Source organism: Marinospirillum insulare DSM 21763 (assembly GCF_000686905.1).
Lineage (GTDB): Bacteria > Pseudomonadota > Gammaproteobacteria > Pseudomonadales > Halomonadaceae > Marinospirillum > Marinospirillum insulare.
Genome location: NZ_JMLW01000013.1, coordinates 75279 through 81712, shown reverse-complemented (window position 1 = coordinate 81712; position 6434 = coordinate 75279). Strand labels below are relative to the sequence as shown.

The 6434-nt window shown below is 38.0% G+C and carries 6 protein-coding genes and 1 pseudogene; 4 read left to right on the top strand and 3 right to left on the bottom strand.

The window, feature by feature from the left end; translation table 11 throughout:
- Nucleotides 1-241: helix-turn-helix domain-containing protein (locus BP27_RS0107020; RefSeq protein WP_027850944.1), on the bottom strand; the 241-nt coding region annotated here is incomplete at its 3' end.
- A 338-nt stretch (nucleotides 242-579) separates the two neighbouring features.
- On the opposite strand from BP27_RS0107020, the gene BP27_RS16740 reads away from it, so the two are divergent.
- Nucleotides 580-1191 (top strand): hypothetical protein, encoded by a 612-nt coding sequence (locus tag BP27_RS16740; protein ID WP_051610431.1) that lies wholly within the window; start codon nucleotides 580-582, stop codon nucleotides 1189-1191.
- Nucleotides 1192-1285: 94 nt separating this feature from the next.
- On the opposite strand, the gene BP27_RS0107010 is transcribed toward BP27_RS16740, so the two are convergent.
- Both BP27_RS0107010 and BP27_RS17105 read right to left on the bottom strand, forming a co-directional pair.
- Nucleotides 1286-2986, bottom strand: coding sequence for a M48 family metalloprotease (locus BP27_RS0107010; protein WP_027850942.1), 1701 nt, complete (start codon nucleotides 2984-2986; stop codon nucleotides 1286-1288).
- Between the two features lie 185 nt (nucleotides 2987-3171).
- Nucleotides 3172-3258: pseudogene (locus BP27_RS17105) on the bottom strand (IS66 family transposase); the annotation flags it as partial.
- Nucleotides 3259-3589: 331 nt separating this feature from the next.
- Here BP27_RS17105 and BP27_RS15565 point away from each other — a divergent pair.
- The 3 genes from BP27_RS15565 to BP27_RS0106990 all read left to right on the top strand — a co-directional run bounded on the left by BP27_RS15565 (nucleotide 3590) and on the right by BP27_RS0106990 (nucleotide 6385).
- On the top strand, nucleotides 3590-4225 hold the full coding sequence (locus BP27_RS15565; RefSeq protein WP_342665792.1) for a Fic family protein: 636 nt from the start codon (nucleotides 3590-3592) through the stop codon (nucleotides 4223-4225).
- A gap of 782 nt (nucleotides 4226-5007) precedes the next feature.
- The gene (locus BP27_RS0106995) at nucleotides 5008-5715 is read left to right on the top strand and encodes a hypothetical protein (protein WP_027850940.1); all 708 of its coding nucleotides are present in this window, start codon (nucleotides 5008-5010) and stop codon (nucleotides 5713-5715) included.
- Between the two features lie 16 nt (nucleotides 5716-5731).
- Complete coding sequence (locus BP27_RS0106990) at nucleotides 5732-6385, top strand: hypothetical protein (protein WP_027850939.1); 654 nt, start codon at nucleotides 5732-5734, stop codon at nucleotides 6383-6385.
- Nucleotides 6386-6434: the final 49 nt, after the last annotated feature.

Here is a 6434-nt window from a genome sequence, read left to right as displayed (position 1 = left end):
CAACACCCCAAATAGGCTCAATAAAGCGTTTTTTTGAGCGTTGTTTGATCCTTTCTTCGGTAAATTCGTGAGCCTGTTTAGGCCGATATCCACGTTTGCCTGTATTACGTTTAAGCTCTCGACTAATGGTTGATTTGTGAACACCAAGCGTTTTAGCGATCTCAGTTTGGGTTAAATTGTTATCAAGCAGGGCAGATATTTGGTATCGTTGCTCTCTGGTGAGCTGTGTGTAGTGTCTCATGTTTGCTTCTCATTCTTGGTCGATTGAAAAGCATAAGATGCTACAGCAGCTTGCCATCCAATCCTAGTTTAATGAGTTGCACTTGAGAGTTGAATCCAGGACATTAAAAATGTGCTATCTTTAACATTTATTTTTATAGGGCGTCTATTAAAATAAATTAACTAAAAGCAGATCGGGTGTTGCACTCAGAGTTAATGCCTAAGGTGATATCGAGTTAAATACAACCACAACTCAGAAAGCCTGTTGGTTAAGTTATAATTCAGTGGTTTAATACCAGTTCAAATAATTTTTTAAATAAAGAGGTAGCTAATGAAAAATTTAAAATTTGGGGAAAAAACTTGACGTTCTTCACCAGATCGGGAGAGGTGTTAAGCCAAAGCAAGCACTCAGAAACTCACATTTCATCTAGTGGAGGTAGCGCAAGTACTGACCGACACGGCGCAAGAGTTAGTGGCCCTACGGTTAGTTCAGATGTTGTAACAAAACATGAGATTTGGCTCAAAGAAGAAGATGGTAATGAATTTAGTTTTACGCTAATCAATGAAGACATTCCTATCCGTGAAGGTCAAAAAATAAGCCTCATATTCTGCGGTCTTAAAGATGAGAATGATGGCTATAGATCAGCACTAGTAAATCATTCATCTAAAAAGCATTGGTTATTTCAAAACGCTGATTCATTAATTCGTCTTCTAGATCTTGGAGTAAAACCAAGCGCTCTGGAACTTTTGATTACGATTCCATTTATATTGTTAACATTATATGAAATTTTAATGTTCTTGGTGGGTAGCAAAGGCTTTGGTTTAATTACATGGTCTATTTATTTAGTAGCTTTTTCAATATACGCTTATTATAAAATAATACCTAAATCAAAAGATCATCTAAAAGACAGGAAAAACCTCAATAAACACTTAGAAACATTAGTTCAACAAGAATATCAAAATTATAAATAAGAGCTTTACTAATTGTATATCACACGATGTGCTCCTAACTTCTATGGAGCACATCATTGAAAACTCAACAATAACACTCTTGATTCTCACAATCTTATTCTTTAGGCATTAAGCGTGCAATACTACTAGCAAGGGGGTCACCATTACTTTTTAGATGTTGAGATAACGTATGACCTGTAGTTAGTTTAACCCTAGCTGGGTGTGCACCCTTTCTAACCAAGCGCAAAATAGCCGAATAGTTTCGTTCATTAAAAGCAGTTATTAACAAGTCATCCAACTCGGGTGCTGATTTTTTTCTAAAAACTCTTGTCGCAATTGTGAAGCGAATTAAAAAAAACTTTTCATTAATCGAAGCTAGTATTTTCTTAATTAACATTAAGGAATTAAGAAGTAGTCTAACCATCACTAACTCTAAAAGAATTGTACTAGTAAAAGGTAGCCATTTTATAAAAAAATTGTTAGAACTTAAACTCCAATTTGTCCAATTATTGATATGCACAATAAATATCTCATAAAGTCTATAAACATTAGATAATAAGTTGTCATGAAAGCTTAAAGCCAAGCCCCAAATACTCATGGATTGAACTTGAGTCCACAACCATAAATAACTACTATCCTGCTGACCCCAATTTAAAATAAAAGCTACACTTCCAACGAGGTAGTCCCAAGTTGATATTAAAAATTCTGTAACAAATGTAAAACCGGGAACTGCATGCAAGTAAACAAGTAATAGTTGGTAAACCGGCAAAAAATAGCCTTGTGGAAGAACTTCAGCAACTTCACCTAACCACCAAGCTAAAAGAAACAAAATAGGGTAAAGCATTAAAGCAGTAATTCTAGCGACTATACTTCCACTAATATGCTGCTGACTTGATTTTTCACCGCCCCTCCTGTGAACATAAAGAAGGCGAGATACTCCATCGGGATGGCTATCAAACAAAGTGCTTCTTGAGTTTATTGGAAGGCTATTTAATCCCAAAAATATAGACTGCCATCCCACTGCCTTTGCAGCCTGTCTATCGCATCGAAATTCAATTGAACGACTAATTGCAGCATCTAAACGCTTATAAATTGAAATTATGCCATTAATAACAACACTTGAGAGGTTATATAAGATAACCATTGCCCAACGAACAAATAAACCCACGATTAAAATAAGAGGGAGCACTTGATGAAGTGTTGCATATACTTGATCTCTAATTTTCATGTGAAATGCAAACTGTTTAGCCAATGCTTGACGGTACTGCATACTCAGAAAATCCCAATTTGTCAGGTGAGACAATTCATGGGCTAAAATGCCTTTAATGGCAAGAAAAGATGCATCTTCTGTGTTTTTATCTATGATTTTTTTAAGAAGTCCACCATAAATCATAACGCCCTTATGTCTTAAATCACGAAATGCAATTGCATTAACTTGACCTTCTGAGCAGTAAAAAACACGTGCTTTTTTCTCACTTGGAAACTGCTCTTTTACCTGCTTAAAAGCATTGTAAAGCCATGCTAGATTTTCATTGTCAGGTGTCGCTTCTTCTATGTTGTCGTCTTGTGATATTTGACGATAAGTGAATCCAAATAAGTTATCTGCGATACCATGCAATAAAATAAAGCTAACGTATAAAAAAAGCACTGTATATAAAATACGCCATTGATCCCAAGGTATATAGCCAGATGCATATAACCAATCTAATAAAAAAAACAAAGGAACTATAACAGGGGAATAAATTAACACTGTAACGCTAACAAAAAAAGCCGTAGCAATTATTACAAGAAGAGGCGATGCAATAAGGGCAAGCATAGTTTATTTCCCTAAAGTTACTTAAAAAACCTTATTAAGAAAAAGATGAAAATCTCTTATATATCACGCCTTTATAGGCGGATAAGAATTGTTGTTGATTTAATACTGCTTGTCAAATTTATTAAAAACAATTTTGTCAAACCATGAGCCATCTCACAATATGAGGTATTTCATCAACTTCAAAATGCACTGGCATGGGCACCACTTCGGGTATTGGAGAAGAGCCAGTTTTTCCTTCCGATCACAAAAGGTTTAATGGCATGCTCAACCCGTCGATGCTTTTGCGAAAATCCACCGGCTGCTTATGCAAATAAATGGCCAGCGGCTCAACAAACATCTTCATGCCGCTAGTGTTTTTATTAAACCAGCAAGCCAGCGAGGATCAACTGACAAAGGCAAAGTCAGTTCAGTTTGCTGAAAGCACAATGTCAGCTTGGTATCTGGGCTAACCGCGGACATTTTAACTGCCTGAGCTTGCACCTGATCAAAAGCACATCTTTGCGAACGCCACCCCCGTTTTTGCGTGCCCAATCCGTTAGTACGTAATATCGTGAGGAATCTCACCAGGCAAGCTGGCTCGAACTGGATATTTAATCTGGCTTTGTGTACCAAGTGCCGCGACTAATGGCTGATTTGTTTACTTGGCTGCAAGCTACAGATTATCACCCACTCATAGCCAGTGCAGTCTTTCATTATGAATTTGAGTTTATTCATCCTTTTGCCGGTGGCAATGGTCGTATGGGGCAGCTCTGGCAAAGCCTAATTTTAGCTAAGTGGAATCCACTCTTTGCCAACCTACCTATTGAGTCTTTAGTTTTTACGCACCAAACAGGATATTATCGCGCCATTTCTGCTAGCACCGAGCAAAATGATAGCGCTCCTTTTGTGGAGTTTATGCTGGCTATTATTGCTGAAACTTTAAGCTCACAAATTTCAGAAGTATCAACACCAGCCGATAAACAAGCACTCAGCCAACAGTTAGAGTCACAGCTAGGGTTGCGGCTAGAGTCAGCTTTGGCAGCTAAAATTATGCTGCTCTTGCAAAATGAGCCACTTAGCAAATCTGAGCTGGCAAGTTTGTTAGGGCATAAAAGCGTATCCGGTGAATTAAATAAACAAGTGAAAGCCCTGCTTAATCTTGCTTATATTGAAATGACCATCCCTGACAAGCCCAGCAGCCGACTACAAAAGTACCGTTTAAGTGAATTAGGTACAAAAAAACTGATAAAGCTAAATTGAGATAAGAAAAACTAGGAAGCTTACTCTTGTCGAGATATTAGAAAGCAAGCAAATACTTTCATCTAAGGCACTCTTACAAAAGCTGCCTGAACCTTTCCTGCTCCAAAAAACCGAAAATTAAGCCTTAAGGTCATTTATTTTAATTTTTAAAAATAAATACTGTGACGGTCCTGTATGACTTTAATGGATATTAAAGAGCTTCGCAGGTTCTTTCAGATTTCGCTCCCAATGCCGCTATTCTATACATTATCGCCATCTAGCGGCTTTTAGCGACTTTTAAAATGTCGCTACTGGGTCATTCTCATAACCAAATCCAGCCCCCGCTACCAAATTTTAGAAGGCAGATTATTAACTTAGTCTGCCTTTTTTTATGCCTGAAATTCAGTGTTTCAAGCCTTACCCTAAGGTCACTAACTTCCCCACCTTCTAGCAACACTTCTTAAAAGCCTTTAAGCATCAACCCTTAAAGGCTTTAGAAATCCCTTACCTACCAACCATGACCTTAAGGCTATTTTGTTATTGCTTTAAGATCTTTCTGAATCTAACCAAAAGCAAACAGCCCTTTAGTTATATTCTGGGCAAACAACCAAGCATTCAAAAGTGGCATATTCTTGCCTAAATACGTCCTGTGCCCAAAATGTGCCCAAACTGTGCCCAAATTTAATATTTCACGTTTTTAAAAAACTATAAGTTTTAGATTTTAGTGCAATGTACTAGTATCTGGTACGTGGCTACACTAATTACACACCACCAATCACTCTGAAACTTGTTAAGGAATAACAATGTTGCAAGCAATTAGTCAGAAAAAAAGCACCATACACCTCAGGTACCTTGGTGCTAGAGATGGGACGGAAGGTAAGGTATTTGAGGAAGATGAGCTTACATCCCTACTGCTTGGCCCTCTTCAGTTCATGCCAGAAAAAACTGTTGCTCTATTTTGGCACCTGCTACTCATTGAAATGAAAGCACCCAATTACACCTCATCATTACCTGACTCTGCACATATAGGGTTTTGGCCTAAATTTTCTGCGGAGCCAGGTCGAACCATAGAGCCTGATATGTTCGTAGAGCTACGATGGGCAGATGGCACAATATTTAAACTAATTGTAGAACTGAAATGGCGTGCCCCACTAAGTGGGAATGACCAATTACATCGCCAATGGGAATACTGCATTTCTGATGATGAAAGAAATAATGCTTTCCATTTGTTTATAGCGCCAGAAACAAGTGCTGCACAAGCTGCAAGATCATGCCCAGGCAAAGACCCATGGAAAGAGAGGTTAATAGAGATTAGCTGGTATGAACTGATGGGTGTTTTTGATGACATGGACACTACATTTGGCGTTTGGCCAGAGCTTGTTGTAAACACCCTGGATCGGCTTGGAATACGTAGATTCAAGGGATTCAATTACCTCAGCTACCCTTCAACGACTTTTGATACAAATCAACAACCCCTTTTTTGGAATGGGCTCATTAGCTCAGATTATTAATTTAAGGATAAACACCATGTCAAAATCAATGGGTGAAGCAATACACCAAAGCGCAAAGCTCCTCAGCCAAGCTGGAAAAGAAATCAACGCTTTGATGGATATGATCCAAGCAGAAGTTAACAGTGAGATAGAACAAAACCAACTAGGCTGCGATGCACAAGTTCACGGAAACTGGTACGAGGAATCAAATCTTGATGACTCAACTTTCTTATTCAATTTATACGCAATTGTTCTTCCGATTAAAAAAGGTAAAAGGAAGCAATCGGCTCAAAGCTATATCAACATTCAAGTTTCGTTAGACTCGGATGGTATGACACACCCCCAAGCAAACAATCTAGAACCATTAGCTCATATTTCTTTGTGGAATGTTCCGACCAACATCGCAGAAGACGAGTATATGAGTTTAGATTTAGTAGAAGATACAGAGTTAGAAATTCAAGATAATTTTTTAGTTAGCTGGGGTACTGATGCAGAAGATTGGACAGACCAGTGTTGGACTTACTCACTAAAACTAACCAGCCTAAATAGCCCTGAAGACGTTAGGAACAAAATAATTATTCCTTTCAGTCAGCTTATGAAAACCAACAACCCCATCGCAGCAGGTCTTGATAAAATTGAAGGTATTATAAGGTACGAAGAAATCACACCGAGGTTACTGAAGGTTATTTAGGTAGCCATATACTGGTCAAGCTCAAGTAGATACTTTTAATGGCTTTTTG

What these genes read in the sequence shown, in the direction of transcription:
- BP27_RS0106990 (WP_027850939.1), top strand. Translation starts at nt 5,732, where the DNA reads ATGTCAAAATCAATGGGTGAAGCAATACACCAAAGCGCAAAGCTCCTC.
- BP27_RS0106995 (WP_027850940.1), top strand. Translation starts at nt 5,008, where the DNA reads ATGTTGCAAGCAATTAGTCAGAAAAAAAGCACCATACACCTCAGGTAC.
- BP27_RS0107010 (WP_027850942.1), bottom strand. Translation starts at nt 2,986, where the DNA reads ATGCTTGCCCTTATTGCATCGCCTCTTCTTGTAATAATTGCTACGGCT.